The sequence below is a fragment of the Reyranella sp. genome, from assembly GCF_965227665.1.
In the GTDB taxonomy this organism is placed as follows: Bacteria; Pseudomonadota; Alphaproteobacteria; order Reyranellales; family Reyranellaceae; genus Reyranella.
Genome location: NZ_OZ245767.1, coordinates 3,604,289 through 3,627,340, shown reverse-complemented (window position 1 = coordinate 3,627,340; position 23,052 = coordinate 3,604,289). Strand labels below are relative to the sequence as shown.

The 23,052-nt window shown below is 66.4% G+C and carries 21 protein-coding genes; 15 read left to right on the top strand and 6 right to left on the bottom strand.

Features of this window, described 5'->3' with window-relative positions; all coding sequences use genetic code 11:
- Positions 1–14: 14 nt before the first annotated feature.
- Both ACO07I_RS17405 and ACO07I_RS17400 read right to left on the bottom strand, forming a co-directional pair.
- Positions 15–1,082 (bottom strand): ferritin-like domain-containing protein, encoded by a 1,068-nt coding sequence (locus ACO07I_RS17405; RefSeq protein WP_422009645.1) that lies wholly within the window; start codon positions 1,080–1,082, stop codon positions 15–17.
- Between the two features lie 81 nt (positions 1,083–1,163).
- Positions 1,164–1,862 (bottom strand): response regulator transcription factor, encoded by a 699-nt coding sequence (locus tag ACO07I_RS17400; RefSeq protein ID WP_422009644.1) that lies wholly within the window; start codon positions 1,860–1,862, stop codon positions 1,164–1,166.
- 166 nt (positions 1,863–2,028) lie between these two features.
- On the opposite strand from ACO07I_RS17400, the gene ribA reads away from it, so the two are divergent.
- The 15 genes from ribA to ACO07I_RS17325 all read left to right on the top strand — a co-directional run bounded on the left by ribA (position 2,029) and on the right by ACO07I_RS17325 (position 17,684).
- Entirely contained in the window at positions 2,029–3,132 is a 1,104-nt protein-coding gene (gene ribA / locus ACO07I_RS17395; protein WP_422009643.1) for a GTP cyclohydrolase II, read from the top strand.
- 20 nt (positions 3,133–3,152) lie between these two features.
- Positions 3,153–4,373: an ABC transporter substrate-binding protein gene (locus ACO07I_RS17390; RefSeq protein WP_422009642.1), complete on the top strand. Its 1,221-nt coding sequence runs from the start codon at positions 3,153–3,155 to the stop codon at positions 4,371–4,373.
- Positions 4,374–4,463: 90 nt separating this feature from the next.
- Positions 4,464–5,927, top strand: coding sequence for a GH1 family beta-glucosidase (locus tag ACO07I_RS17385; RefSeq protein WP_422009641.1), 1,464 nt, complete (start codon positions 4,464–4,466; stop codon positions 5,925–5,927).
- A gap of 191 nt (positions 5,928–6,118) precedes the next feature.
- The gene (locus ACO07I_RS17380; protein ID WP_422009640.1) at positions 6,119–6,961 is read left to right on the top strand and encodes a VOC family protein; all 843 of its coding nucleotides are present in this window, start codon (positions 6,119–6,121) and stop codon (positions 6,959–6,961) included.
- Between the two features lie 50 nt (positions 6,962–7,011).
- A complete protein-coding gene (locus tag ACO07I_RS17375; protein ID WP_422009639.1) occupies positions 7,012–8,103 on the top strand; it encodes a M14 family metallopeptidase in 1,092 nt (363 codons plus the stop codon).
- The gene (locus tag ACO07I_RS17370; RefSeq protein ID WP_422009638.1) at positions 8,097–9,596 is read left to right on the top strand and encodes a class I adenylate-forming enzyme family protein; all 1,500 of its coding nucleotides are present in this window, start codon (positions 8,097–8,099) and stop codon (positions 9,594–9,596) included. The genes ACO07I_RS17375 and ACO07I_RS17370 overlap by 7 nt, the downstream gene beginning before the upstream one ends.
- Before the next feature lie 2 nt (positions 9,597–9,598).
- Positions 9,599–10,612 carry a zinc-binding dehydrogenase gene (locus ACO07I_RS17365; RefSeq protein ID WP_422009637.1) on the top strand — a complete coding sequence of 338 codons (1,014 nt, stop codon included), beginning with the start codon at positions 9,599–9,601 and terminating at the stop codon, positions 10,610–10,612.
- The gene (locus ACO07I_RS17360) at positions 10,609–11,037 is read left to right on the top strand and encodes a PaaI family thioesterase (RefSeq protein WP_422009636.1); all 429 of its coding nucleotides are present in this window, start codon (positions 10,609–10,611) and stop codon (positions 11,035–11,037) included. Before ACO07I_RS17365 ends, ACO07I_RS17360 begins: the two co-directional genes overlap by 4 nt.
- Positions 11,038–11,094: 57 nt before the next feature.
- Entirely contained in the window at positions 11,095–12,699 is a 1,605-nt protein-coding gene (locus ACO07I_RS17355) for an ABC transporter substrate-binding protein (protein ID WP_422009635.1), read from the top strand.
- On the top strand, positions 12,684–13,700 hold the full coding sequence (locus ACO07I_RS17350; RefSeq protein WP_422009634.1) for an ABC transporter permease: 1,017 nt from the start codon (positions 12,684–12,686) through the stop codon (positions 13,698–13,700). The genes ACO07I_RS17355 and ACO07I_RS17350 overlap by 16 nt, the downstream gene beginning before the upstream one ends.
- The gene (locus ACO07I_RS17345; protein ID WP_422009633.1) at positions 13,700–14,539 is read left to right on the top strand and encodes an ABC transporter permease; all 840 of its coding nucleotides are present in this window, start codon (positions 13,700–13,702) and stop codon (positions 14,537–14,539) included. Before ACO07I_RS17350 ends, ACO07I_RS17345 begins: the two co-directional genes overlap by 1 nt.
- On the top strand, positions 14,539–15,522 hold the full coding sequence (locus ACO07I_RS17340) for an ABC transporter ATP-binding protein (RefSeq protein WP_422009632.1): 984 nt from the start codon (positions 14,539–14,541) through the stop codon (positions 15,520–15,522). Before ACO07I_RS17345 ends, ACO07I_RS17340 begins: the two co-directional genes overlap by 1 nt.
- Positions 15,523–15,524: 2 nt before the next feature.
- A complete protein-coding gene (locus ACO07I_RS17335) occupies positions 15,525–16,466 on the top strand; it encodes an ABC transporter ATP-binding protein (RefSeq protein ID WP_422009631.1) in 942 nt (313 codons plus the stop codon).
- 19 nt (positions 16,467–16,485) lie between these two features.
- A complete protein-coding gene (locus ACO07I_RS17330; protein WP_422009630.1) occupies positions 16,486–17,043 on the top strand; it encodes a hypothetical protein in 558 nt (185 codons plus the stop codon).
- Positions 17,044–17,105: 62 nt separating this feature from the next.
- Positions 17,106–17,684, top strand: coding sequence for a hypothetical protein (locus ACO07I_RS17325; protein WP_422009629.1), 579 nt, complete (start codon positions 17,106–17,108; stop codon positions 17,682–17,684).
- Between the two features lie 18 nt (positions 17,685–17,702).
- Here ACO07I_RS17325 and ACO07I_RS17320 read toward each other — a convergent pair whose 3' ends face one another.
- The 4 genes from ACO07I_RS17320 to ACO07I_RS17305 are packed head-to-tail and all read right to left on the bottom strand — an operon-like array spanning position 17,703 to position 22,952.
- Positions 17,703–18,626, bottom strand: a complete 924-nt coding sequence (locus ACO07I_RS17320; RefSeq protein ID WP_422009628.1) for a serine/threonine dehydratase — start codon at positions 18,624–18,626, stop codon at positions 17,703–17,705.
- Between the two features lie 47 nt (positions 18,627–18,673).
- Complete coding sequence (locus ACO07I_RS17315; RefSeq protein ID WP_422009627.1) at positions 18,674–19,222, bottom strand: HD domain-containing protein; 549 nt, start codon at positions 19,220–19,222, stop codon at positions 18,674–18,676.
- Entirely contained in the window at positions 19,219–20,280 is a 1,062-nt protein-coding gene (locus tag ACO07I_RS17310) for an alpha/beta hydrolase (RefSeq protein ID WP_422009626.1), read from the bottom strand. Before ACO07I_RS17310 ends, ACO07I_RS17315 begins: the two co-directional genes overlap by 4 nt.
- Positions 20,277–22,952, bottom strand: coding sequence for a hypothetical protein (locus ACO07I_RS17305; RefSeq protein WP_422009625.1), 2,676 nt, complete (start codon positions 22,950–22,952; stop codon positions 20,277–20,279). The genes ACO07I_RS17310 and ACO07I_RS17305 overlap by 4 nt, the downstream gene beginning before the upstream one ends.
- Positions 22,953–23,052: the final 100 nt, after the last annotated feature.

The window sequence follows — 23,052 nt, the reverse complement described above, 5'->3', positions numbered from 1 at the left end:
ACGAACGCTCCCCCTTACGCCGCCGCGATCGCCTTCTCGACGAACATCTTCCGGTCGAACTCCTCGGCCACCTTGCCGTCGTTGGCTAGGACCTCGGCTACGTCGATCTTGGCGTAGTCCATCACGCCCATGTCGGCGAAGGCCTTCTGCACCCGCGGACCCCACAGGCCGATATCCTTCACGGTCGGCACGACGCGGCTGAACAGGCGGCCGCGGAAGGACTGCATCTGCTTGGAATTGTAGTGGATGTCGTCCAGCACCTTGGCCGGCAGGCCGAGCCGCTCCCAGACCTCGGACTGGTTGAAGCGGTCGCGCATGAAGTAGAGCGCCTCGACCACGAACTCCTCGCGCTCGTCGCGTTCGGCCTCCGACAGGTGCGGATAGTATTCGCGCAGCGCCAGCCGGCCGAACGAGACGTGGCGCGCCTCGTCCTGCATGACATAGGCGTTGACCGCGCCGGCCAGCGTGTTGCCGGCCTTGTCGCGGATCGACTGGAAGGCGGCGAGCGCCAGGCCCTCGATCAGCACCTGCATGCCGAGATAGGTCATATCCCAGCGGCGGTCGGTCAGCGTCTGCTCGAGCAGGGTCTGCAGCGCCTTGTTGATCGGATAGGCGACCTTGAACTTCTCGTGCAGCAGCCGCTTGTAGGCCTCGACGTGACGCGCCTCGTCCATCACCTGCGTCGCGGCATAGAACTTGGCGTTCATGTCGGGAACGGTGCCAACGATCTTGGCGGTGGCGATCAGCGCGCCCTGCTCGCCATGCATGAACTGCGAGATCGAATTGGCCTGCAGATGCAGCCGGAGCCAGCTGCGCTCCTTGTCGGTCATCCTGTTCCAGTGATCGGTGCCGTAGATCGAGATCGCCTCGTCCTTCAGCTCCATCGGATTGTCGGGATTGAGCTCCAGCGACCAGTCCAGCCGCGTGCTGGCGTCCCACTGCTGCTGCTTGCCCTTCTCGTAGAGCTCGAGCAGCGGCGCCGACCCGTCGTCGTATTCCCAGTTGAACTGGAGGTCGGTCGCGCCGTCGAAGACCCACTGCGTCACGTCGACGGGCAGGGCGTAGATCCGTTGCGTGGTCATGGCATCACCCTCCCGGGGCGGTTTTAGCTATTGCTTGCCGAAAAGATGACGCCTCGCTCACGTAGTGGCAAGCCCCGACCGTCAGGGCTGCAGCCGATAGCCCCCGCGGTCGGTGACGAGGATCGCGGCGCTGGTCGGATCCCGCTCGATCTTCTGCCGCAGCCGATAGATGTGGGTTTCCAGCGTGTGGGTCGTGACGCCGGCATTGTAGCCCCAGACCTCGTTCAGCAGGATGTCGCGGGCGACCGGCCGGTCGCCGGCCCGGAACAGGTACTTCAGGATCGAGGCTTCCTTGTCGGTCAGGCGGACCTTCTTCTTTCCGCCCTTCTCCATGAGCAACTTGCCCGCAGGGTGGAATTCGTAGGGACCGATCGACATGACCGCATCCTCGCTGCGCTCGTGCTGGCGCAGATGCGCGCGCAGACGGGCGAGCAGGACGTTGATGCGGAAGGGCTTGGTCACATAGTCGTTGGCGCCGGATTCCAGGCCCAGGATCGTGTCGGCGTCGCTGTCGGCCGCAGTCAGCATGATGATGGGGGCGCGGACGCCCTCGCGACGCATCAGCTTGCAGAGCTCGCGGCCGTCCATGTCGGGGAGACCGATGTCCAGCAGGATGGCGTCGTAGTGGGCGAGCTTGGCCTTTTCCAAGCCTTCCGCGGCGGTGCCGACCTGGATGGTCGTGAACCCGTCGTAGAGATCGAGCTGCTCGGCAAGCACCGTGCGCAACGCTTGGTCGTCATCGACCAACAGGATTTTCTTGCCACGATTGTTCACGGACATGCGCTTGTTACCTGCCAGCCATCTCGAAATGTACTCTATCCGGTACGATCTGGGCACAAAAGTGGTTCACTTCGGCGAAAACCCGTGGCGTGATACCGTCAGAGTCATGAATTCCAATCCGGCCCACTCCCGCAGCGCGGCTGCAGTCGCCTCCGTCGAACGCGCCATGGCGGAGCTCCGTCGCGGCGGAATCGTCGTGCTGCGGGGCGAGGATGGCGCCGGGGGCCTCGTCATTGCCGCCGAATCCTGCGGCCCGCGCGCCCTGCAGCGCCTGCAGGGCCTCGCCCAGAACCCGCCGGTCCTGGTCACCACGCGCCGCCGCGCCGAGGCGATCGGCATGGAAATCCCGCCGCACATCGCGGGGGGCATGGGCGAGACCAACAAGCCGATCACCATCGACCTGCCGGAAGGCGTCCCCGTCGACGTCATCCTGCGGCCGCACGAGAGCGACAGGACCGGCCGTCACGTCGCCCTGCGCCACCTGTCGCGGCCCGTTGCCAGCCATGCCCCGGCCATCGCCCAGGCGGCGATCGAGCTCGCCAAGCTGTCGCGCCTCCTGCCGGCGGTCGTGCTCGGGCCGCTGACCCGGGATCCGGGCAACAAGCGGCGCGACTGGGCGCGCGAGCAGGATCTCGTCTATGTCGATGCCGCCGACGTGTCGGCGTACGAGGAAACCGCCTCCAGGACGCTGCAGCAGGTCGCGCAGGCGCATGTGCCGCTGGAAGGTGCCGAGAATGCCCGCATCCTCGCCTGGCGGCCCAGCGACGGCGGCAAGGAGCATCTCGCCATCGTGGTCGGCGAGATCGATCCGACCGAGCCCGTCCTGATCCGGCTCCATTCGGAATGCTTCACCGGCGACCTGCTGGGCTCGCTGCGCTGCGACTGCGGCGTGCAGTTGCGCAGCGCCATCGCCGAGATCGCCAAACAGGGGTCGGGCGTCCTGCTCTATCTCGCGCAGGAAGGCCGCGGCATCGGCCTCGTCAACAAGCTGCGCGCCTACGAGCTGCAGGACGACGGGTTCGACACGATCGACGCCAACGAGCAGCTCGGCTTCGACGCCGACGAACGCATCTATGCGCCGGCCGCCACCATGCTCTCGCGCATGGGCATCCAGCGGGTGCGGCTGATGACCAACAATCCCGAGAAGATCGCCCAGCTCGAACGCTACGGCATCGAGGTCGCGGCGCGGGTTCCGCATTCCTTCCCGTCCAACGGGCACAACGAGAACTATCTTCGCACCAAGGCGGAGCGAGCAGGCCACCTGCTCTAATAACGACGACTGGAGGAAACATGACCAAGATGCGTCGCCGCGTTTTCGCGGCCGGTAGTGCTGCGTTCGCGTTCTCCCCTTACATCGCAGGTGCCCAGAAGAAGTACGACCCGGGCGTGACCGACAAGGAGATCAAGCTCGGCCACACCAATCCCTACAGCGGGCCGCTCTCGGCCTACGGCACGATCGGCAAGGCCATCGCGGCCTACTGGACGATGGTGAACGACAAGGGCGGCATCAACGGCCGCAAGATCAACTTCATCACCTACGATGACGGCTTCGTGCCGCCCAAGACCGTCGAAATGGTCCGCAAGCTCGTGGAGGACGACAAGGTCTTCGCGATCTTCCAGCTGCTCGGCACGCCGACCAACACGGTCGTGCACAAATATCTGAACCAGAAGAAGGTGCCGCAGCTGTTCGTCGCGACGGGCGCCTCCAAGTGGGGCGATCCGAAGAACTTCCCGTGGACCATGGGCTGGCAGCCCGACTACCACACCGAAGGCGCGATCTACGCCAAGCACATCCTGGCCAACCACAAGAACGGCAAGATCGGCATCCTCTGGCAGAACGACGATTCGGGGAAGGACTATGTGAGCGGCTTCCTGGCGGGCCTCGGCAAGGAGAACCAGAAAATGGTCGTCTCCTCGGTGAGCTACGAGGTCACCGATCCGACCGTCGATTCGCAGATCATCCAGATCAAGAGTTCCGGTGCCGACATCGTCTTCATCGAGACCGCGCCCAAGGCCGCCTCGCAGGCGATCCGCAAGATCGGCGACCTGAACTGGAAGCCGGTGCGCTACCTCGCCAACGTCTCGGCCTCGGTGGCGGCCGTGCTGAAGCCCGCCGGCTTCGAGACCAGCAAGGACATCATCACGGCCGCCTACCTGAAAGACGCCACCGACAAGCAATGGGCCAACGACGCGGACTACAAGGAATGGGACGCGTGGATGAAGAAGTACCTGCCCGACGCCAATCCCGCCGACTCGGGCAACGTCTATGCCTATGCCGTCTCCTCGACGATGCGGCACTGCCTCACCGCCTGCGGCGACAACCTCACGCGCGAGAACCTGATGAAGCAGGCCGCCAGCATGAAGAACCTCGAAGTCCCCCTGCTGCTGCCCGGCATCCGCATCAACACGAGCCCGACCGACTTCTATCCCATCCAGTCGGTCCGGCTCTCGGCCTTCAACGGCGAGACCTGGGAACTGTTCGGGGACGTGCTGAGCAACGAAGGCGCCTGACCCGACCGGCAGCCCGCTGTAACCTCGTCGCGGTGGACTGGCATGGCGGATGCTTCGTACGGTTGGTGACCGACCGGAGCCGACCTCGCGATGCCTTCCAGACTGACCCGCCGCCGCACCCTCCTCACCGCGGCGGGGGGAGCCGCCCTCGCGGCGGCGGCCTATGGATCGGCCCATACGGCCTCCAGAACGGCCCAGAGCCCGCGCCGTCCGGCCGGATTCCCCGAAGGCTTTCGCTGGGGCACCGCGACGTCGGCCTATCAGGTCGAGGGTGCCGTTCACGAGGACGGTCGTGGGCCGTCGATCTGGGACACCTTCACGCGAGAGCCCGGGCGGATCCGTGACGGCTCGACCGGCGATGTCAGCGTCGACCACTATCATCGCTACCGGGAAGACGTGGCGCTGATGAAGTCGATCGGGGCCCGCACCTATCGTTTCTCGATCGCCTGGCCGCGCGTCTTTCCCGAGGGAAAGGGCCAGGCCAATCCCAGGGGCCTCGACTTCTACGACCGGCTGGTCGACGAGCTTCTCGCCGCCGGCATCGAACCGTACGCGACGCTCTATCACTGGGACCTGCCGCAGGCGCTGCAGGATCGCGGCGGCTGGGAATCGCGCGACACCGCCCAGGCTTTCGGCGAGTACGCGGCCTATGTCGCAAGCCGCCTCTCCGATCGCGTGCGCCAGGTGTTCACCCTCAACGAGATGCAGACCTTCGTCGAGCAGGGCCACGAGACCGGCAACTTCGCTCCGGGCCTCAAGCTGCCACCCGGCCGGCTGAACCAGGTGCGCCACCACGCGGCGCTGGCGCATGGCCTCGCCGTGCAGGCGGTGCGTGCCAGCGGACGGCGCGACACCAAAGTGGGTCCGGCCGAGAACATCGCTACGGCGGTGCCCGCCGTCGAGACGCTCGAGAACATCAAGGCCGCCGAACGGGCGACGCGCGAACTGAACGCGCCCTATCTCACGCTGATGATGGAGGGCCGCTACACCGACGCCTATCTCGCAAGGGCGGGCCGCGATGCGCCCCGCTTCACCGACGCGGAGCTGAAGATCATCTCGAGCAAAGTCGATTTCGTCGGCCTGAACGTCTACGCCCCCAGCCAGTACGTGCTGGCGAGCGAGGCGGCGCCGGGCTTCACGCCGGTGCCGTTCCCGTCGTCGTATCCGCACATGGCTTCGTCGTGGCTGCTGCTGGGGCCGGAGGTGCTCTACTGGGCGCCGCGCCATGCCGCCCGACTCTGGCAGGTGAAGGACATCTTCATCACCGAGAACGGCGCATCTGCGGCGGACGAGCCGACGCCGGACGGCACGGTCTACGATGTCGACCGCGTCATGTATCTGCGAAACTGTCTGACGCACCTCCGGCGCGCGACCGCCGAGGGCGTTCCGGTCCGCGGTTACTTCCTGTGGAGCCTGCTCGACAATTTCGAATGGGCCGACGGTTACGCGACACGGTTCGGTCTCATCCATGTCGACTATGCGACGCAGAAGCGAACACCCAAGCTCAGCGCCGAATTCTATCGAGAGGTCATTTCGCGTAACGCGTTGGCATGAGGGCGCAGCAAATCGCAGGCCATAAAACAGGGTTGACCGCCGGAGCCAGAAATAGGTTTTGCTTTCCGCGTTCTTGCGAAACTTTGGAAAGAGTTTTCGTGCACGAAAGCCTCGGCGTCTAATATTAGAATTCCTGACGTGCCCGCTATGCCAAGATGGGCGACGCTGTGAACGGCGAAAGGGAAATCAAAATGAAGCTGCCCGTAGCGACGCTCGACCATGTGGTCATCAATGCCCGCAATGACATGGATCATGCGGCGGACGTCTATACGCGCCTGGGGTTTTCGCTCACCGAACGCGGCTATCATTCGCTGGGCTCGATGAATCACCTCGCCATGTTCGGCACCGACTATCTCGAGCTGATCGCCATTCCCAAGGACGCGACGTCGGGCCGCCTCGATCTGCTGACCTTTCCGTTCGGACTGAACGGTCTCGTCTTCGGCGCGGAAGATTCCGCGGTCACCTACGAAGCGCTGAGCAAGGCGGGCGTCCCCGTCGACCCGCCGGTCGAATTCACGCGCCCCGTGAAGGTCGGCGACGAGATGCGCGATGCGCGTTTCCGCACGGTCCGCATGAAGGCGGGCGTCGTGCCGTACGGCCGCGTCTACTACTGTCACCACTTCACGCGCGACGTCGTATGGCGCGACGAGTGGCGTCACCATGCCAATGGCACGGTCGCCATCGTGCGCTTCCTGATCGTCGAGCCGGATCCCGCGGCGGCGTCCAAGCTCTATGCCGACATGTTCGGAGCGGAAGCCGTGCGCGACATCAAGGGCGGCAAGTCGGTCGTGGTCGGCAATTCGCGCGTCGACATCGTGACCGAGGCCGAGCTGAAGGCGCAGTTCGGCGATGCTGCGCCGGATGCCGAGGGCCGTACGGCCTACATGGCCGGCCTCACTTTCCGCACGCTGTCGGCGGCCAAGGCGGCACGTGCCTTGCAGGCCGGCAAGATCGAAGGGGTCGTCGAGACTCCGGGTCGCGTGGTCGTTCCGGCGCGGCAGGCCTTGAACGCGGTGCTGGAGTTCATCGAATAGGCTGACGGAAGTTCGTCGGGGCTGCTGGGGAGCGGCCGAGAAGGGAAGCCATGGAATATTACGATTGCTTCGCCGCAAGCTATGCCAACGCGCGCGCGAAGTTTCTGAAGGCGGCGACGGCCGCCCAGGGCGAGGTGCGGTCGTTCCTGCACCCCGCGAAGAAGGCGCCCGACGGCGGCCCGCTGGCGATCGACGTCGCCTGCTTCGGCGACCGGAAGGCGCCGCGGCAGGCCCTGTTCCTGAGCGGCACGCACGGTCAGGAAGGCTTCTCCGGCTCGGCCGTGCAGATCGGCTGGCTGGCCTCGGGCGGCGCGGCGCGCCTGCCCGCCGGTGTCGGCGTGGTGCTGGTGCATGGGCTCAATCCCTACGGCTTCGCGCACGCCACGCGCACGACCGAGAACAACGTCGATCTCAACCGCAACTTCATCGACCGCGACGCGGGCCCGGCGCCGGCCAACCCCCACTACGAAACGCTTCATGCCGATCTGCTGATCCGCGAATGGACCGATGCGGAGAACGCGCGGATCGCCGGCGTGCTCGACCGGTTCGCCGAGAGCAAGGGCCGCGACGTGCTGTTCGATACGCTGGCGCGTGGCCAGTACCAGCATCAGGACGGGCTGATGTTCGGCGGCAAGGACCGCGAATGGTCCAACCGGACGCTGGAGACCATCGTCGCCGAGACGCTGGCCGACGCCGAGCGCGTGGCCTTCATCGACTGGCACACCGGCATCGGCGAGTACGGCAAGCCGTTCTTCCTCTGCTTCAACGATCCCGCCGGGCCGCTGTTCGCGCGCGCCTGCGACTGGTGGGGCAAGGAGAATGTCGACGGTGTACGGCCGCACGGCATGGAACGGCCGAACTATACCGGCCTGGTCTTCCACGGCGTGCAGCGCTTCCTCGGCAATCGCGACATGTGCGGGGCGGTGATCGAATTCGGCACGCGCGGCGTCAACATGCGCCGGGTGCTGCGGCTCGATCAGTGGCTTCGGCGACAGCACGGACTCGATCCCGACGTACGCGCCACCCTGCAGGCCGACATGATGGATGCCTTCTGCCCCTTCGACGGCCAATGGCGCCAGGACACGCTCGGCTACGGGCTCAAACTCACCGACCAGGCACTTTCGGGACTCGCAGCATGGTGACGATCAAGTACGACAATCAGGGTGACGCGATCTCGCGCGACGTGCCGGCCGACAGCCTCGCGCTGATCGACGAAGGCGGCAACGGCAGCGAACGCCGCTATACCTATGCGGACATCCTGCGGCTGAGCGGTGCGGTCGCGCGCGGCCTCCTGAAGCGCGGCCTGCAGCGCGGCGACCGCGTCGCGATCCTCTCGGCCAACCGCGCCGAGTTCCTGCTGACCTTCCTCGGCACGATGCAGGCCGGCCTGGTCTCCGTCCCGGTGAACTACAAGCTGCCGGCCGAGACGGTCGCCTATGTCGTGGGCGACTGCGACGCCAAGCTGGTGATCGGCGACGATGCGCGGCTGCCGTTGGCCCCGGACGATGTGCCGAAGCTTTCGTTCGACCGGGACTTCGAGAGCCTCCTCGACGAAGGCCCGTTCACGCCCGTCGCGATGAAGCCCGAGGAACCGGCGATGTTTCTCTACACGTCAGGCTCGACGGGCCGCCCCAAGGGCGTGGTGCTGTCGCACTATTCGCATCTCTGGGCGATCAGCCAGCGCGTGCGCCGGCCGGCGCCGATCGGCCAGCGCGCGCTGGTGGCAGCGCCGCTCTATCACATGAACGGACTGGCCATGTGCCAGACCACCTTCTCGCACGGGGACACCGTGGTGCTGCTGCCGCAGTTCACCGCCCGCGGCTACATCGAGGCGGCCGCCAAGCATCGCGTTGCCTTCCTGACGTCGGTGCCGACCATGATCGCGATGATGCTGCGCGAGCGCGAGCTGCTGGCGAACAATGACCTCTCCGCGGTCGAGGCCGTGCGCATGGGCTCCGCGCCCGTTACCCAGTCGCTGATCGACCAGGTGCACGCGGTGTTTCCCAAGGCTGCCGTCAGCAACGGCTACGGCACCACCGAGGCCGGCCCCGTCGTGTTCGGCCCCCATCCCGAGGGCCTGCCGCAGCCGGTCCTCTCGACGGGCTATCCGCATCCCGAGGTTCAGCTCCGCCTGGTGCGCGACGGACAGGAAGTGCAGGACGAAGGCGAGCTCCAGATGAAGTGCGGTGCGCTGATGACGCACTATCACAAGCTGCCCGCCAAGACCGCCGAGGTGATGACGGCTGACGGCTACTACCGGACCAGCGACGTCTTCCGGCGCGACGAGAACGGCTTCTTCTATTTCGTCGGTCGCGTCGACGACATGTTCGTGTGCGGCGGCGAGAACATCTATCCCGGCGAGGTGGAGAAGATGCTCGAACGGCATCCCGGCATCCACCAGGCCGCGGTGATTCCCGTGCCCGACGAACTCAAGGGCCACAAGCCCATCGCCTTCATCGTCAAGGCGGCCGGCGCCGAACTCGACGAACAGGCGGTGAAGACCTATGCGCTGGCCAATGCGCCGGCCTACCAGCATCCGAGACGGGTGCTGTTCGTCGACGAGATGCCGCTCGCCGGCACCAACAAGATCGACAAGCGCATCCTCGCAAAGCAAATCCCAACTGGAGAAGTATAAAAATGAAAGCAGCCGTCGTCCGTGAACATGGTGGACCGGACCGCCTCGTCTTCGAAACCAACTTCCCCGATCCGACGCCCGGCGAGGGCGATGTGATCGTCGCGGTGAAGGCCTCGTCGCTGAACTATCACGACGTCTTCACCCGCCGCGGCATGCCCGGCATCAAGGTACCGATGCCCGCCATCATGGGTCTCGACGTTGCCGGCGAGATCGCCGAGGTCGGCCCGGGCGTCACCGGCTGGAAGAAGGGCGACCGCGTCCTGGTCGACCCGATCAACCGGGTCGAGGGCGGCCTGATGGGTGAGACCGTGCATGGCGGCCTGGCCGAGCTCTGCAAGGCGCGCGCCCACCAGCTGATCAAGATTCCCGACGGCGTGAGCTATGCCGATGCCGCGGCCCTTCCCGTCGCTTACGGCACGGCGCTGCGCATGATGGTCACCAACGGCCATATCGCCAAGGGCGAGAAGGTCCTGATCCTCGGCGCCTCGGGCGGCGTCGGCGTCTGCTGCCTGCAGCTCGCCAAGCTGGCCGGCTGCGAGGTGATCGCCTGCGCCGGCACCGACGCCAAGGCCAAGCGCCTGGCCGAGCTCGGCGCCGACAAGACGATCAACTACATCGAGAAGGATTTCATGAAGGAAATCTTCGCGATGTACGGCAAGCCGACGCGGCGCGGCAACGGTACCGACCAGGGCGTCGATGTCGTCGTCAACTACACCGGCGGCGACACCTGGGTGAACTCGCTGAAGACGCTCAAGGTCGGCGGCCGCCTGCTGACCTGCGGCGCCACCGCCGGCTACGCGCCGACCGAGGACATCCGCTTCATCTGGACCTTCGAGCTCAAGATCCTGGGTTCCAACGGCTGGATGCGCAGCGACATCGAGAAGCTCCTGGAGCTGGTGCAGAGCGGCAAGCTCAAGGTGCTGGTCGACAAGGTCTTCCCGCTCGCCGAGGCGCGCGAGGCCCTGCGCGTGATCGAGGATCGCGAAGTGTTCGGCAAGATCGTGGTGGCACCATGAGCGACAAGCTTCAGCCCCTGAGCGACGCCGAACTGCAGGCGATGCTCGATCATTCGCCGTTCATCTCCTTCCTCGGCCTCAAGGTCACCGAAGCGGACCCGGCGCAGGAACGCGTCACGATGGAATGCGAGATGCGCCCGGAGTTCGAGCGCGGCAAGGGCACGGGCCAGTGGCACGGCGGCCCGATCGCGGCGGTCATCGACACGGTTGGCGACTACGCGCTGATCATGGCGCTGCGGCGTGGCCTGCCGACCATCAACTTCCGCGTCGACTATCTGCGGCCCGCGATCAAGACCAAGCTCATCACGACGGCCACGGTCCGCCGCAATGGCAAGAGCGTCGGCATCGTCGATGTCGACGTCTTCAACGACAAGATGGTGCTGCTGGCGATTGGTCGCGCGACCTATTCGACGCTGCAGGGTTAGGCCACACGGTATGAAGTTTGCTTCGTCTGGCGTGGGAATTGGGGAACGGAGGGTGTCATGACGATCAAGGTTTCACGCCGCGTGTTTGGCGCGGGTGTCTTCGCCGCCGGCGTGGTCGGCACGTCCCGGGGATCGTTCGCACAGGGCACGCCCAAGCGGGGCGGCACGCTGGTGGCGACCTGGGGCGGCGGCGAGCCGCAGGCCTGCTACGTGCCGGCCGGCGGCGGCTCGAGCCCGACCTTCTCCTCGTCCAAGCTCTTCGAGCGGCTTGCTTTGAGGAGAATGGACGGCCAGTTCGAGGGCGTGCTGGCCGAATCGTGGAAGCCCGCGGCCGACTTCAAGTCCTACACGGTGAAGATCCGCAAGGGCGTGAAGTTCCATGACGGCAAGGACATGACGGTCGACGACGTCGTCTATTCGGTCGCCGAGATATGGAAGAAGTATGCCGTTGCATCGGCGCTCACCGACTTCGCGGGCATCGAATCGCCCGACGCCGACACCGTCGTCTTCAAGTACAACAATCCGACGCCGGAATTCTTCTTCGCGTCGACCCTGTGCTCGCCGGTCGCCTACATCGTGCCCAAGCACATCTATGCCGGCAGCGATCCGGTCACGAATCCGGCCAACAATGCGCCGATCGCCACCGGTCCCTGGAAGTTCAAGGAGTGGGTGCGAGGCAGCCACTTCGAATACGTGAAGAACGAGAACTACTGGAAGAAGGACGAGCCCTATCTCGACCGGCTGATCATCCGCTACGTGCGCGACCCGGCGGGCCGCGCTGCGGCAATGGAAGCGGGCGACATCCATATCGGCGTCTTCAATCCCGTCGCGCCGCCGGACATCAAGCGCCTGACCGGAACCGGCAAGTTCGTCGCCACCCCCAAGGGTTACGAGGAAGCGGTCTGGTCGACCACGCTCGAGTGCAACATGCGCAATCCGGTCTTCGCCAAGCGCGAGGTCCGGCAGGCCATGTTCCACGCCATCAATCGAGAGTTCATCGCCAAGACGGTCTATTACGGTTACGCGCGGCCGGGCACGAGCCCGATCTATTCCCCCAACAAGGAGTTCTACACCGCCGACGTGTTCAAGACCGGCTTCGACCCGAAGAAGGCGGCGGCGCTGCTCGACGCAGCCGGCTTCCCGAAGAAGGCCGATGGCAAGCGCTTCACCCTGAACCTGCTCTCGGCGGGATGGTTCCAGGAGAACGGCAAGGTCGGCGCCTATGTGAAGCAGGCACTGGAGGATGTCGGCGTCGGCATCAACCTCACGGTTCCGGATCGCCCGACCTCGCTCAAGCGCATCTACACCGACTACGACTACGACCTGGCGATCTCCAACCAGGCCAATCCGTCGGAGCCGGTGCCGTCGACCACGCAGTACTTCACGACCGACGGCATCCTGAAGGGCGTGCCGTTCCGCAACGCCTCGGGCTATTCCAATCCCGACGTCGACAAGCTGGTCGCCAGCATCAAGGTCGAAACCGACCCGGCCAAGCGCAAGGCACTGGTCGTGGAGTTCCAGAAGATCATCGCGCAGGAGGCCCCGCTTCTGCCGCTGGTCGAGCTGGAATCGATCACCCTGGCCAGCACCAAGGTGCAGAACCACTCGAACGACCCGAACTTCCTTGCGGCAAGCTGGGGAGACCTATGGCTGGCGAGCTAGTCTCGCCGACGCCCACGCTTCGCGGCTCCGCCCGACGCGCGGCGGCGCTGCGGCTGCTGCGGCGACGGCTGATCCAGGCCGTCCCGCTGATGCTGGGCGTGGTGATCATCAACTTCTGCCTGATCCAGATGGCGCCGGGCAGTTTCCTGGAGCTGATGACGGCCGAGAACCAGGTCAGCGACCCGGCGACGGTCGCGCTGCTGCGCAAGACCTACGGGCTGGAAGATCCCGTCTGGATGCAGCTGCTCAAGTACATCTGGGCCCTGCTGCATTTCGACTTCGGCTTCTCCTATCGCCAGAACATGCCGGTCATCCAGGCCATCTGGATCCACCTGCCGGCAACGGTCCTGCTGATGGTGTCGAGCATCACACTCGCCATCACGATCGGCGTGGCGGCGGGCGTCGTCGCCTCGATGAAGGTGCGTACCTTCTGGGACAGCCTGGTCTCGGTCGCCGCCATGTTCTTCTACGCCGCGCCCAGTTTCTGGCTCGGCATCATGATGATCGTGCTGTTCTCGGTGAAGCTCGGCTGGCTGCCGGTGGGCGGCATGATGAAGATCGGCGGCAATGGCGGCGTGCTGGAGATCCTGCACCACCTCATCCTGCCGACCCTGGCATTGGGCCTGTTCTATGCCGCGATCTACACGCGCGTCATGCGTTCCTCGATGCTCGAGGTGGCGCAGCTCGACTTCGTGCGCACGGCCCGCGCCAAGGGGCTCAGCCGCAACAAGGTCACGATCCACCACGTGCTGCGCAATGCGCTGCTGCCGGTGGTCACGATCCTGGGCGTGCAGATGGGCACCGTGCTGGCGGGCAGCGTCGTGATCGAGAGCGTGTTCAGCTGGCCGGGCGTCGGCTCGCTGCTGTTCGACAGCGTGAGTTCGCGCAACTATCCGGTCGTGCTCGGCATCATGGTGCTGGGCTCGCTGGTCGTCATCGCCGCCAACATCGCGGTCGACCTCATCTACATGTGGCTCGATCCGCGCATCGAGATTCGCTGATGCAACGCTTCGAATTTCTTGGCCGCTTTGCCCGCAATCGCGGCGCCTTGGTCGGCGCCTGCCTGATCTTGCTCGTCGCGCTCATGGCGGTCTTCGCCTCGGTCTTCTTTCCGACCGATCCGCTGCGCATCGTCGGACTTCCCGAACTATGGCCCGGCGAAGATCCGGACTTCCCGCTCGGCACCGATTCGCTGGGACGCGACATCCTCTCGATGATCGTCCACGGCGCGCGGGCGACCCTGCTGATCGGCCTGTTCGCCTCGGCGGTCGCCACGATCATCGGCGTCGGCGTCGGCGCCATCGCCGGCTATTTCGGCGGCTGGGTCGACGAGGTCGCGATGCGCGCGGCCGAGCTGTTCCAGACCATCCCGAACCTGATCTTCGTGCTGACCATCGTGGTCATCCTGGGCTCCACCCTGACCAACATCGTGATCGCCATCGGCATCGTGAGCTGGACGCCGATCGCGCGCATGACCCGGGCCGAGTTCCTGTCGCTGCGCGACCGCGAGTTCGTGCAGGCCTGCCGCTCGATGGGCATGAGCGATTTCCGGATCATCGTCTCGGAGATCCTGCCCAACGCCCTGCCGCCGGTGATCGTGCTCTCGTCGCTGGTCGTGGCCGGCGCCATCCTGTTCGAGTCCGCCGTCTCCTTCCTCGGGCTGGGCGATCCCAACGTCGCGAGCTGGGGCCGGCTGGTCGGCGACGGGCGCCAGCTCATCCGCAGCTCCTGGTACATCTGCGCCATCCCGGGCATCGCGATCATGATCACGGTGCTGTGCCTCAACCTGGTGGGCGACGGGCTGAACGACGCGCTCAATCCGAAGCTGAGGGACCGGTGATGAGCGGCTCGGCCCTTCCCCTCGAAATTACCGGCCTGCAGACGACGCTGTTCACCCGCCGCGGCGAGATGAAGGCCGTCGACGGCCTCAGCCTGAGCGTCGGCGCCGGCGAGACCGTGGCCCTGGTGGGCGAGTCCGGTTGCGGCAAGTCGCTGTCGGCGCTCTCGATCATGCGGCTGCTGCCCGATCCGCCGGCGCGCATCGTGGGCGGCCAGGTGAAGCTCAACGGACGGGACATCGTGCCCCTGCCCGAGGAGGCCATGCTCGGCATCCGCGGCAAGGAGATCGGCATGATCTTCCAGGACCCGCTCAGCTCGCTGAACCCGGTCGCCACGGTCGAGAAGCAGATCGTCGAAGTGCTGATGACCCATACCGAGCTCGGCCGCGGCCAGGCGCGCGTGCGCGCCCACGAGCTGCTGGAGCTGGTCGGCATGCCCGACGCCGCCCGCCGCCTCGACGCCTACCCGCACCAGCTTTCCGGCGGCATGTGCCAGAGGGTGATCATCGCCATGGCGATCGCCTGCAGCCCCTCGGTGCTGATCGCCGACGAGCCGACCACGGCGCTCGACGTCACGGTGCAGGCCCAGGTGCTGGCGCTGCTGAAGAAGCTGCAGGCGGATGCCGGCATGGCCATGATCTTCATCACCCACGATCTCGGGGTCGTCGCCGAGACCGCCGACCGGGTGGTGGTCATGTATGCCGGCCGCAAGGTCGAGGAGGCCTCGGTCGACGACCTGTTCGAGAATCCGCTCCATCCCTACACGGTGGGTCTGATCGGGGCGACGCCGACACCCGGCGCCGAGCGCGCCGAGCGGCTGGCCGACATTCCCGGCATGGTGCCGCCGCTCAACGCCCTGCCGCAGGGCTGCGCCTTCGCGCCCCGCTGCCCGCGGGTGATGGACCGCTGCCTCACCGAGAAGCCCGCGCTCACGGCTCCGGGACCGGGTCGCCTCGTCGCCTGCTTCGCAGCACAGGGAGGCTGACCATGTCTTTGCTGTCCCTGCGCGACGTGCGCGTCCAGTTCAACACCGCGGGCGGCGTCGTGCGTGCCGTGAACGGCGTCAGCCTCGACCTGGCGGTTGGCGAGACGCTGGGCCTCGTGGGCGAATCGGGCTGCGGCAAGTCCACCCTGGGCAAGGCGATCATGAAGCTGGTGCCCGTCAGCGGCGGCGAGATCATGGTCGAAGGAGTCGACATCGCGCCGCTCAATCGCGAACAGCTCACCGACATGCGCCGCAAGGTGCAGATGATCTTCCAGGACCCCTACGGCTCGCTCAACCCGCGCTCGACGGTGGGTCGCTCCGTGGCCCAGCCGCTCACTCTCGCCGGCTGGAAGGCCGACGCCACGGCCGAGCGGGTCGAGACGCTGCTGCGCTGGGTCGGCCTGCCGAGCGACGCCAAGCAGCGCTATCCGCATGAGTTCTCCGGCGGCCAGCGCCAGCGCATCGGCATCGCCCGCGCCCTGGCGCTCAGCCCCAAGCTGATCATCTGCGACGAGCCGGTCTCGGCGCTCGACGTTTCGGTGCGCGCCCAGGTGATCAACCTGCTGGAGGACCTGAAGAGCCAGTTCGGCGTGTCCTACCTGTTCATCAGCCACGACCTGAGCGTGGTCGAGCACATCGCCGACCGGGTGGCGGTGATGTATCTCGGCATGCTGTTCGAGGTCGGCGGCCGCGACCAGATCTGGCGCGAGCCGCGGCACCCCTATACGCGGGCGCTGCTGGCGGCGGCGCCGATCGCCAATCCCAAGCTCGCGCGCGCGCGCCAGCGCACGGTGCTGCAAGGGGAGTTGCCGAGCCCGCTGAACCCGCCGCCCGGCTGTCCCTTCAATTCGCGCTGCCCGATGGCCCAGGACCGCTGCCGGGTCGAGAAGCCGGCGTTGCGCGCGGTGGGCAATGGCGTGCAGGCGGCGTGCCATTTCGTCTGATTGGGCTATGATCGCGGCCATGAGACTGCCCGCCTTCTTCGCCGCCCTGCTTGCCGCCGGAACTCTTTCCGGCGCCGCCTCCGCCCAGACCATGGAGTTCGCCTGCCCCGATCCGGGCACGACCTTCACCTACGACAGCGGCGTCAAGGTGGTGGCCCGCGGTCGCGAGGGCATGGACTGCCTCATGGATCGGGTGGGCGGAAAGCCCTTCAAGCTGCGCGCGCTGCTGTTCGACAATCCGTCAGCCGATGGCGCGGACCTCACCGCCTATCTCGCCGCCTTGCGTCCCGAGCGCCTGTGGCCGCTCGAGGTCGGCAAGAAGATCGAGGCGAGCTACAGGGCCGGCGGCACGAGCTGGACCTACACCTTCGCCGTGGCGCGCCATGAGCGGCGCACCGGGCCTGGCGACAAGATGATCGACGCGTTCCTGGTCGAGATGAACGAGACCGGCGACAAGGGGCAGCGCACGATCTCGCGCTGGTGGATCTCGCCCGCCGACAAGTTCGCCATCCGCTACGACTTCAGCGACGGCGCCGGCAAGGCCAACCGCGCCGTGGTGACCGAGGTCACGCGCTAGCCCGAGTTTGACTCGGGGCCTCCGCCGCGCTTAGTCGCGTGACCTCTGGAGGATCTCAGACCATGAAGTCGATTGCCCTCGCCGCCCTGCTGGCCACTGTCGCCGCAGGCGGCGTCTGCGCGCAGACCGCCTCCTTCCAGTGTCCGCCCAGCGGCACCCAATTCACCTACAGAGGCGACGGCTTGGAGAAGGTGAACACGGCCGCGGGGCAAGACGGCACCGTCTGCCTGTACGACGGCCTCTCGAACGGCAAGGCCGAGGCGCTGCGCGTGCACGGCGGCCTCGTCGGCTCGGTCGATGCCCAGGGCGAGTCCTTCGCCAAAGGCCTCGACCTGAAGGCGCTGTGGCCGCTCAAAGTCGGAAACAAAATCACGAACACCGTCACCGTCGTCGGCCGCGACGGTAAGAGCTACACCTCCACCGTCACGATGACCGTCGCCACCTACGAGAAGGTCACGGTGCCGGCCGGCACCTTCGATGCTTTCCGCGTCGAGGAAAGCAAGGCCGATTCGAACGGCCGTACCATTCATTGGTGGGCGGCGGCCGTTTCGACCTCGGTCAAGGAAAGCTTTCCCGACTGGCGCACGCCCGGCAAGACAATCACCCTCGATCTCGTATCGCTGAAGCCGGCCGCCAAATAACGCCGCCGACGCTCTTGGCTACGCGACCGAGCCTGGATCGGTGTTGGCGCCGCAGATCAGCGTAGCGACGCGCTCGCCTGGCGCGGGACGATAGGCGCCGGCGCGCAAGGCAGCGAGGCCGGTCGCACCGGCGGGTTCGGCGACGATGCGCAGCTCGTCCCACAGCGCGCGCTGGGTCTCGCGTACGGCCTCGTCGGTGACCAGTACCGAGGCTCGAACCAGCGTGCGCGCGATCTCGAAGTTGGGCGTGCCGATGCGGCTCGCACCCAGCGCGTCGGCGGCGATGCCGGAGATCGCTACATCGACCGGCTTTCCGGCCTTCAGCGCCTCGTGCAGGGTCGGCGTGCCTTCGGTCTCGACGGCGACGATCTTCTTCACCGAGCCGATCGCGGCCGCGCAGCCGGCGATCAGGCCGCCGCCGCCGACGGCGATCAGCAGCGTGTCGAACTCCGACTGCTCGGCGAATTCCAGCGCGACGCTGCCGGCGCCGGCGAACACGACCTCGTCCTCATAGGCTGGCACCATGAGTGCGCCGGTTTCGGCGGCGCGCGCCTCGGAGGCGGCGCGGGCTTCGGCATAGACGGCGCCGACCTGTTGCACGACCGCGCCGTAGCTGCGCAGCCGCGCGACCTTGGCCGGCGCGGCGATGGTCGGCACGAAGATCTCGGCCTTGTGACCGAGCGCGCGCGCCGCATAGGCCGCCGCGGCGCCGTGATTGCCGCCCGAGGCGGCGATGATGCCGGCGGCCGGCACCTTGGACGCCAGCAGCTTGTGGAACGCCCCGCGTCCCTTGAACGTCCCGCTGACCTGGAGCGATTCGAGCTTGAGTGCTAGCGCTGCCGTCACGCCCAGCGACCCGGCCGCGAGCTCGATCACCGGCGTACGACGCACATGCGGACGGATGAGGCTCCAGGCGGCCTCGACTTCGCTACGGGAGATCATGGGCTTCATCTTCGTTTTCCCTCACCCGTCATAGGGGGAGGAGGAGATTAGAGCCGGCAGGCCGGGACGTGACGCAGGTAGTGATCGAAGTCGGGCGTGCTCGCGCGCGGGTCCTTGGCTTCCTCGTCGTAGCGGCGCAGCCGCACCGCTTCGGCGTGATACGGGTTGGCGCGAAAGGCTGCGACCTCGTCGGGCGACATCAGGCCGCCCTGCAGCTCGAGGCTGCGCACCGAATCGGCCGCCAGCTTGCCGAAGTAATCGGATTCAACCGTGCAGAGATAGCGCTTGGCCGTGACGTGCAGTCGGACGGGCTCGCTGACCGCCGGCTCGAACCGCTCGGCCAGCCATTTCGCGCCGAGCTCCTCATGCACGTCGTCGACGCCCTGCGAGGCCGGGTCTTCGCCGAGCCCGTGGATCATGTGCCCGACATCGTGCAGCAGCGCGGCCAGCACCGTCGCCGGCGGCGCACCGTCGGCCTCGGCCAGAGCGGCCGACTGCAGCGCATGCTGAAGCTGGTTGATGTCGGAGAGGCCGTACCGGCGGGTGGCGCGGCCGGCGAAGATTTCCAGGAGTTCCTGGCGCAGCGGGTCGTTCATGCGTTCTTTTTACCATGAACCGGGTCGTATCCGGGAATCAGGGAAAGCGCCTGCTTCAAAGGGTCCGGCTGCCACGCGCGTGTAACGAAATCGCCATGCATGTCGAGGCCACCCGTCGGCCCCACGAAGCAGGCGGTACCCGGAGTCAGGCCTTTTGGGACCGTACGTGTGAAGGGCACGCGCCGCTTGGTCAGCAACCCCTGCAAGGTGGCGTTCTCGTCTTTGGTCGAGTCGGTGAAGGCGCTCAGCAGGAAGGCCTGCCGGCGGCGGGCCGCGAACCAGGCGGCGAACTTGTCCTCTTCGCCATAGAGCGCATCCAGCAGGATCAGGCCGTTCACGCGGTGGTTCGCGCCGCCGCGCTCCAGCGCATAGGCGGCCGACAGGTAGCCGCCGCTATAGGCGGCGATCGTCACCGGCGCGAGGTTGAATCCGCGTCCTGCCCGGCGGTCGCCATAGAGACGCATCAGCCGTTCCGCCGCCTCGTCGAGATACCGGGCGAAATGTCCGCCGCGCCAGAAATTGCCGGCACTCGAATCCAGGGCGTCGTAGGCCAGCTGCGGCGCGACCAGCGCGATGTTCTTGCCCGACTCGTCGACCTGGCGCGGCACGGCCTGACGCAACACGACGTCGCGCTCCAGGGTGGCGCCCTGGCCATGGAGGAACAACAGCATCATCACCGGCCGCGACGGATCGAAACCCTGCGGCAGATAGAGGAGCGAGCGGCGATCGCTGTAGGTCGTCTCCTCCCAGTAGACGTCGCCGCGGCCCGTCGTGTGGCCGCGGCGCTTGCCGTCGCGCGCGTCGAGGAAAGGCTTGGTCGTATTCGGGATGAAGCCGCGATAGGGAAAGGGTGAGGCGTCGAACGCGACGAGCTGCGTCTTCGCCTCTTTCAGGCCGGGCGGCGGCGCAGGCGGCGCAGGCTTCGCGGCATGCTGCGGCGCGGGCTTCGCGGCAGGCTTGGGCGCCTGCCGCTTGCTGGGTTTCTTGGGCTTCTTGGGCTGGGCGTGCGCGGCGGTCGGCATCAGGAGAGCCCCCAGCAGCAGCGCCCGCCGCTTCACGCGACCGCGGTCCGCCCTGCCCCCGTGGCCACGGACGGCAGCGGCCTGATGACGGAGAAGAACGCGGGCAGCGCAATCAGGTAGGCGAAGGCCCCGACCAGGACGACGGCCGGGAGGCCGAAGCTGGTCGCCACGATCGGCACCAGCGCGGCGCCGATCACCGAGAAGCAGCCGTTGATGCCCCAGGCCCACAGGAACATGTGGTCCTTGCCCAGGCGGCCGAGCATCGTCATCGCCGTCGGCATGGGGAAGCCCATGAGGAAAGCCGGCGGGAAGACGATCAGCAGGCAGAGCAGGATGCGCAGCGCGTAGGGCAGCGTGCCGATCCAGTCGAGCGCGTAGTCGATCGTGAAGGCATAGGTCGCCAGGATCGCGAAGATCGCGAGGAACACCTTCGGCATGAACGAGCGCGCCCGGTCGAGATAGCGCTCGGAGAAGAAGCTGCCGATGCCGGAGAAGACCAGCATGCCCGTGATCAGCACCGAGGCCGAGACCGTGGCGTTGGAGAGCGCCAGGATGAAGTGGGAGATCATGCCCACCTCGACGATGATGTAGCCCAGGCCGAGGCACAGGAAATACAGCATCGTGCCGGCCTTGCCGGGGTAGCGGCTGAAGATGGTGCGCCAGCCGAACACGACCGGGAACAGCACGAGGGTAAGCGCGAAGACCGTGGCGATGCCCAGCGTCGCCCACAGCAGCAGGTAGCCCCATTCGTCCTGCACCAGCTCGAGCCGGTCAGTGAACTTCAGCAGGTCGGGCACCTTGATGTAGGCGGCGAAGTACGGCTGGTGATTGGTCAGGATGCGGGTGTCGAAGACGTACTGGTCGGCAACCTGCTGCCAGCCGCCTTCGATCAGATAATGCCAGGCGAGACGGCCGAGCACGGTTGCCGGCACGACCGGTGCGGGCGGCGGGCCGTCGGCTACGGCTTCGGTCGCGCCCGGAGCGCCCTCTGTAACCGCGCCGGGGGGCGGCTTGTCGTTGGGCTCCGTCTCCGCAGGCGCGGTCGGATCGACCGCATGGCCGGCGAAGAAGAACTGGTCGCGATAGTCCTGCAGGATCTGCTTCAGGTCCGCCGTGTCGACCTTGAGGCCGGGATAGTAGATCTCGTCGAACGACATCGCCTTGGTGTGGGCGTTGAGCAGCTCGATCTCGGCCGGCGTGAAGCCGTCGCGCTTGTAGAGCACGGTGGCGGTCGAGAGATAGGATGAGACGACGTAGAACTTCTGGGCGATGTCCTTGCCGCCGTCGATGTCGCGGGCGGCGGCGACCATCGTGGCATAGAGCTTCAGCACCGACTTCGGCGGCTCTTCCTTGTTCCACAGGGTCACCGACAGGACGCCACCGGGCGTCAGCGCCCGCATGTAGGCGCTCATCGCCTCGCGGCTGTAGGAATATTTCTCCACGATCGAGAAACCGCCGGGGCTCGACAGGCCGGCCGAATCGGCCAGCGACAGGTCGATCACGTCGTAGCGGTTCTTGGTATGGGCGACGTAGAGGCGGCCGTCATAATCGATGACGTTGACCTTCGGATTGTTCAGGACGTCGCCGGTGAAGTCGCGCAGGAACTTGTCCTCGCGGAAGGCGGAGAGCAGAGCCGGATTGCCCTCGGCCACCGTGACCTGGCTGGAGCCGGACTTCAGCGCCACCGCTGTCGAGATGCCGCCGCCGAACTGGACCACGAAGGTCTTCGGGTCCTTCTTCAGCAGGTAGGGGTAGTACATCGGCAGATACTTGAAGTACGCCGTCTGTTCGGCCGGCAGGTCCTTGATGATGCCGGCGGGCCCCTCGGAATCGATGTAGAGGCCGAGATAGGCGTTCGACGGCATCTTCTCCAGATTGAACGCCGCGTTGTCGGACTGGCCCGGCGCGAAGTGCAGGTACGAGCTGGAATAGACCTCGATGTAGCCGAACGGCGAGGCGCGCTCGTAGACGCGCTTGGCGTCGGGGAATTTGCGGGCGTAGGAAACGCCCTTGTAGTCGGACACGGCGAGCTTCGGGATGCCCAGCACCTGCGGCGCAAAATGGTGCGCGGCCGCCGACAGGATGGCGACGACGACGATGGCCGCCATGCCGCGGCGATCGCCCAGCGCGACGAACCACAGGATGCCACCGGCCAGCCACAGGAGCAGCGGCGCCATGATCAGGTCGTCGGGCCGCCAGGCGTACATCGCCAGCAGCACGGTGAGGCCGCACAGGCCCGAGCCGACGAGATCGGCGAAATAGACGCGGCTGAAGGTCTTCTTGGCCTTCAGGAAGATCACGCCGAGATACAGGGCACCTGCCAGGAACGGCAGGAAATAGAGCACGAAGTTGGCGAACAGGCGCCACTTCTGAACCGGATCGGAAATCAGGAAGATCGCGTTGAACGGCACCTGCTGGGCGGCGAGGTTGCACACCACCATCAGCGGGCCGAAGGCCAGCAGCGCGCCTTTCACGGACCCGATCCAGTGGCGCTCGAACCAGCTCTTGCCGACGCACATGACTGCGCTGGTGAGACCGAAGCCGAACATGGCGAGGCTCACCACCAGCGAGCCGAAATGGGCCCAGCTGCCGACGGAGAACACGCGCATGATGCCGATCTGCAGCGCGATGATGCTGCCGGCGACCAGGCCTACGGACAGATAGAAGGAGAGCGGTGGGCGGTGATCGAGATCGACCGTGACGGACAAGGGGGATCTCCGTTGTTTTTGTTGGATCGCTTTATGCGATCTCTAGAGGGGGCGCACTCCCTGCGCCCCAAAAATCGATGTCACCCCGAGCGAAGCGAGC

Excerpts from the sequence above, each read along its gene's own strand:
- ACO07I_RS17325 (WP_422009629.1), top strand. The coding sequence starts at position 17,106 with ATGAAGTCGATTGCCCTCGCCGCCCTGCTGGCCACTGTCGCCGCAGGC.
- ACO07I_RS17390 (WP_422009642.1), top strand. The coding sequence starts at position 3,153 with ATGACCAAGATGCGTCGCCGCGTTTTCGCGGCCGGTAGTGCTGCGTTC.
- ACO07I_RS17340 (WP_422009632.1), top strand. The coding sequence starts at position 14,539 with ATGAGCGGCTCGGCCCTTCCCCTCGAAATTACCGGCCTGCAGACGACG.
- ACO07I_RS17375 (WP_422009639.1), top strand. The coding sequence starts at position 7,012 with ATGGAATATTACGATTGCTTCGCCGCAAGCTATGCCAACGCGCGCGCG.
- ACO07I_RS17400 (WP_422009644.1), bottom strand. The coding sequence starts at position 1,862 with ATGTCCGTGAACAATCGTGGCAAGAAAATCCTGTTGGTCGATGACGAC.
- ACO07I_RS17350 (WP_422009634.1), top strand. The coding sequence starts at position 12,684 with ATGGCTGGCGAGCTAGTCTCGCCGACGCCCACGCTTCGCGGCTCCGCC.
- ACO07I_RS17405 (WP_422009645.1), bottom strand. The coding sequence starts at position 1,082 with ATGACCACGCAACGGATCTACGCCCTGCCCGTCGACGTGACGCAGTGG.
- ACO07I_RS17365 (WP_422009637.1), top strand. The coding sequence starts at position 9,599 with ATGAAAGCAGCCGTCGTCCGTGAACATGGTGGACCGGACCGCCTCGTC.
- ACO07I_RS17385 (WP_422009641.1), top strand. The coding sequence starts at position 4,464 with ATGCCTTCCAGACTGACCCGCCGCCGCACCCTCCTCACCGCGGCGGGG.
- ACO07I_RS17315 (WP_422009627.1), bottom strand. The coding sequence starts at position 19,222 with ATGAACGACCCGCTGCGCCAGGAACTCCTGGAAATCTTCGCCGGCCGC.
- ACO07I_RS17335 (WP_422009631.1), top strand. The coding sequence starts at position 15,525 with ATGTCTTTGCTGTCCCTGCGCGACGTGCGCGTCCAGTTCAACACCGCG.
- ribA (WP_422009643.1), top strand. The coding sequence starts at position 2,029 with ATGGCGGAGCTCCGTCGCGGCGGAATCGTCGTGCTGCGGGGCGAGGAT.
- ACO07I_RS17355 (WP_422009635.1), top strand. The coding sequence starts at position 11,095 with ATGACGATCAAGGTTTCACGCCGCGTGTTTGGCGCGGGTGTCTTCGCC.
- ACO07I_RS17370 (WP_422009638.1), top strand. The coding sequence starts at position 8,097 with ATGGTGACGATCAAGTACGACAATCAGGGTGACGCGATCTCGCGCGAC.
- ACO07I_RS17320 (WP_422009628.1), bottom strand. The coding sequence starts at position 18,626 with ATGATCTCCCGTAGCGAAGTCGAGGCCGCCTGGAGCCTCATCCGTCCG.
- ACO07I_RS17360 (WP_422009636.1), top strand. The coding sequence starts at position 10,609 with ATGAGCGACAAGCTTCAGCCCCTGAGCGACGCCGAACTGCAGGCGATG.
- ACO07I_RS17330 (WP_422009630.1), top strand. The coding sequence starts at position 16,486 with ATGAGACTGCCCGCCTTCTTCGCCGCCCTGCTTGCCGCCGGAACTCTT.
- ACO07I_RS17345 (WP_422009633.1), top strand. The coding sequence starts at position 13,700 with ATGCAACGCTTCGAATTTCTTGGCCGCTTTGCCCGCAATCGCGGCGCC.
- ACO07I_RS17380 (WP_422009640.1), top strand. The coding sequence starts at position 6,119 with ATGAAGCTGCCCGTAGCGACGCTCGACCATGTGGTCATCAATGCCCGC.